The organism is Microbacterium sp. 13-71-7 (genome assembly GCF_002257455.1).
Taxonomy (GTDB): domain Bacteria; phylum Actinomycetota; class Actinomycetes; order Actinomycetales; family Microbacteriaceae; genus Microbacterium.
In genome coordinates this window covers 1-3,310 of record NZ_NCKN01000332.1, presented here as the reverse complement: position 1 = coordinate 3,310, position 3,310 = coordinate 1, and the positions used below count along the sequence as shown (strand labels likewise).

The 3,310-nt window shown below is 69.2% G+C and carries 3 protein-coding genes and 1 pseudogene; 1 reads left to right on the top strand and 3 read right to left on the bottom strand.

What is annotated here, in order from left to right; all coding sequences use genetic code 11:
- Positions 1 to 208: 208 nt before the first annotated feature.
- Complete coding sequence (locus B7X32_RS19735; RefSeq protein ID WP_292723645.1) at positions 209 to 1,318, bottom strand: ABC transporter permease; 1,110 nt, start codon at positions 1,316 to 1,318, stop codon at positions 209 to 211.
- Positions 1,315 to 2,199: an ATP-binding cassette domain-containing protein gene (locus B7X32_RS19730; protein ID WP_292723648.1), complete on the bottom strand. Its 885-nt coding sequence runs from the start codon at positions 2,197 to 2,199 to the stop codon at positions 1,315 to 1,317. The genes B7X32_RS19735 and B7X32_RS19730 overlap by 4 nt, the downstream gene beginning before the upstream one ends.
- A 154-nt stretch (positions 2,200 to 2,353) precedes the next feature.
- On the opposite strand from B7X32_RS19730, the gene B7X32_RS19725 reads away from it, so the two are divergent.
- Entirely contained in the window at positions 2,354 to 3,019 is a 666-nt protein-coding gene (locus B7X32_RS19725; protein ID WP_292723643.1) for a hypothetical protein, read from the top strand.
- Positions 3,020 to 3,076: 57 nt separating this feature from the next.
- On the opposite strand, the pseudogene B7X32_RS19720 reads toward B7X32_RS19725, so the two are convergent.
- A pseudogene (locus B7X32_RS19720) lies at positions 3,077 to 3,310 on the bottom strand (hypothetical protein); the annotation flags it as partial.

The following is a 3,310-nucleotide window of genomic DNA, read 5'->3' as shown; positions in this document are numbered from 1 at the left end:
CTGCTGCCGGACCCCATCGTCCGCACCCTCAAGCTAACAATGCATGCGTATGAATATTCCTGGATCCGGTTCCGGATCCAGATCCAGGACCCCCTGACCGCGAGACTCCAACTGGGCGACGAGACTGCACTCCTGAAGTGCAGTCTCGTCGCGGAGATGGAGTCTCGCGGTCAGCGCTCGCGGTCAGCGCTCGCGGTGGGCGCGGGGCTCAGCGACCGGAGAGAGCCTCGGACAGCTTCACGCGCGCGCCCATGCGCAGCAGGGAGTTCTCGTAGATCTTCGCGGCGACGAGGATCGCGGCCACGCAGGCGGCGAGCAGGATCACCAGCGACGCCAGCGGCTCCCACCACTGCGCCTCGCCGACGAACAGCCGCACCGGCATCGCCACCGGGGCCGAGAACGGGATGTACGACAGGATCGTCATCACCAGCGGATTGTCGTTGAAGATGATCACGAGGACGTACGGGGCCATCACGAGCATCGTGATCGGCATGGTCGTGGATCCGATGTCCTCCTGGCGCGACACGAGGGATGCGGCGGCGGCGAACAGCGAGGCCAGCAGCACGAATCCGAACAGGAAGAACACGGCGAACCACACCAGCGGGGATCCGAGCCCCTGCAGCACGCCGTTCTGCCCTGTCACGATGAGCCCGACCACGGCGATCGCCGCGAGCAGCAGGATCTGCGCCATCGCGAGCACCGTGTTGCCGATGACCTTGCCGGCCAGCAGCACGCGGGCGGGGATCGCGGCGAGCAGCAGCTCCACTACGCGCGTGGACTTCTCCTCGACCACGCTCTGCGCCATCGTCGCGCCGAACGTCGACGCGGCCATCAGGAAGACGACGCCGAAGCCGATCGCGACGAGGTAGCGCAGCAGCGGATTGGTCGTGTCCGGTTCGAGGATCGTGACCTTCGGCGTCTTCGCGAGCAGGCTCTGCAGGCTGTTCGGCGCGCTCTTCAGCGCCACGATCTCGTATCCGAACGAGCTGTCGCCGGACGCCGGGACGAGGGCCGCCTCGACCGTGCCGTCGCGGACCAGCTTCTCCGCGGCGGTCGCGTCGGCGACCTCGGTCGGTGCGAGCCCCGGCAGGCCGTGCACGGCCTGCGCGGTCTCCGAGGTCACCGCGATCTTCGTCTCGGAGGTGTTCTTGCTCATGAACCCGCCGATCAGCACGCCGGCGAGGGCGATCAGCAGCAGGATGCCGGTCGAGATCAGGAACGCCTTGCTGCGCAGCTTGGATCCGATCTCGCGCTCGGCGACGAGGAAGATCCCGCTCGACGCGGAGAGCGCGCCGGTCTGAGTGGTCGCGGTGCTCACTGGATGACCTCCTTGAAGATCTGGGCGAGGGACGGATGCTGCGGGGTGAAGGCGTGCACGACGCCGTGGCCGAGGGCGGTGCGCAGAACCCGCTGCGCATCCTCCGGAGTGGCGGCGTCGAAGACCGCGGTGCCGCGCTCGAAGTCGACGACGGTGATGCCCGGCTCGGAGCGGATCCATCCGGCGTCGGCGTCGGAGACCAGCTCGTAGCGCGGCGCGGAGTGCTGCGCGCGGAGCTGCTCGCGGGAGCCGGAGGCGCGGATCGTGCCGCCGGCGATGATGACCAGGTCGTCGCAGAGCCGCTCGACGACGTCGAGCTGGTGCGAGGAGAACAGGATCGCGGCGCCCTGTGCGGCGCGCGCCTGCAACACTCCGGCGACGACGTCGACCGCGAGCGGATCCAGTCCGGAGAACGGCTCGTCGAGGATGAGCACCTCGGGGTCGTGCACGAGTGCGGCGGCGATCTGCGCGCGCTGCTGGTTGCCGAGCGAGAGCGACTCGATCGAGTCGTGCAGCCGCTCGCCGAGCCCGAGCTCGGCCAGCAGCGCCTCGCCGCGGGCCGTCGCCTCGGACTTGCCGAACCCGTGCAGCCGCGCCAGGTACGCGACCTGCTCGAGCACCTTCATCTTGGGATACAGGCCGCGCTCCTCGGGCATGTACCCGAAGTGGCGCCGGTCGGTGGCCGCGACGTCGTGCCCGCCGAGGCGCACGGTGCCGCCGTCGGAGCCGAGCACGCCCAGCACGATCCGCATCGTGGTGGTCTTGCCGGCGCCGTTGCCGCCGACGAAGCCCGTGAGCCGCCCCGGCTCGACGCGGAATGAGACGTCGTCGAGCACGCGCCGCGCGCCGTAGCTCTTGGTGAGGCCCTCGAGTTCGAGCAGCCCCGTGGTCGTGGTGCGGGTGAGCACTGTGGTCATGGCTCCACGGTATTCAGCGGCGGCGTCCGTGGCATCCCCCCTACGGCGGATCCCCGCCCGCCCTCGCGGCGGATCCGGTGGCCGTGCGGGAGGCGGATCGGGGCGGTATCGTCTTCGCATGCTCGACGACGTGCGCCGTCCGGAATCGGGGTCCGGTGGGCCCTTCAAGGGCGTGACGACCTGGTTCGTTGTGCCCAGTGCCAGGATGCTGACCTGGGCACGGGGTTCGGTGATGGTGCTGTCCCTGACGCTGATGGGGATGTGCATCGTCGTCGGGGCGCTGAGGCTCTCATCGCCGCCTTCCCTGGCTCCGACCTATCTCGTTCTCGGCCTGACCGGGGGAGTTCTGATCCTCTGCGGGTGGCTCGGTCTCTGGAGACCGCTCGTCGTATCCGCGCGGCGTGCGGCTCAAGCGCAGCCCGGCGCTGAATGGGTCGCCTTCGGGCAGATGGTGCTCAACACCTCTTCAGGAGGGAAGCGCATCGGACAGGGATGGGGGATCGCGGGCCCTGACGCGCTCGAGATCACCGCGACCCGCAATTGGTTTTCCCCTCGGGCCGACGGGACACCGGTCGTCGTCATTCCGTGGGGGGAGATCACAGAGATCCGAAGCTTTCGGGCGGCCCGGCTCATGGCTCCGGTGCTGCGCGTGCGCACGGAAAGCGACGACATCCTCGATCTCGACCTCGTGCCCCGCTCGGGGTTCTCTGGGCGGTGCATCACTCCCGGTGAAGTCGGGGACGCAGTCGTACTGCTCGACGCGCGGAGGATTCCCTCGAACTGAGACGCTCAGCCCCGTCCGAGGTCGGCATGCGCCGCCCCGCGGGGGAGCGGGCCGGAGTCAGCCCTCGAGCAGACGCCAGCCGAGACGCTGTGCCGCGCGGCGGTCGAAGGTCACGGTATTCGTGACGCCGAACTGCGCCATGGTGCTGTCGATCAGCGCGTCGGCGAAGTCGGCACCGTCGCCGGCGGCTTCGAGCGCCCGCACGACCCCCTCGCCGTCGTCGAACTCCAGAACTTCGGACTCGACAAGGCCGCGGATGAGGGCAAGCGCGGTGTCCTTGCTGAAGCCCTG

Bases quoted from the DNA above. Each gene is read 5' to 3' on its own strand.
- B7X32_RS19725 (WP_292723643.1), top strand. From the start codon at position 2,354: ATGCTCGACGACGTGCGCCGTCCGGAATCGGGGTCCGGTGGGCCCTTC.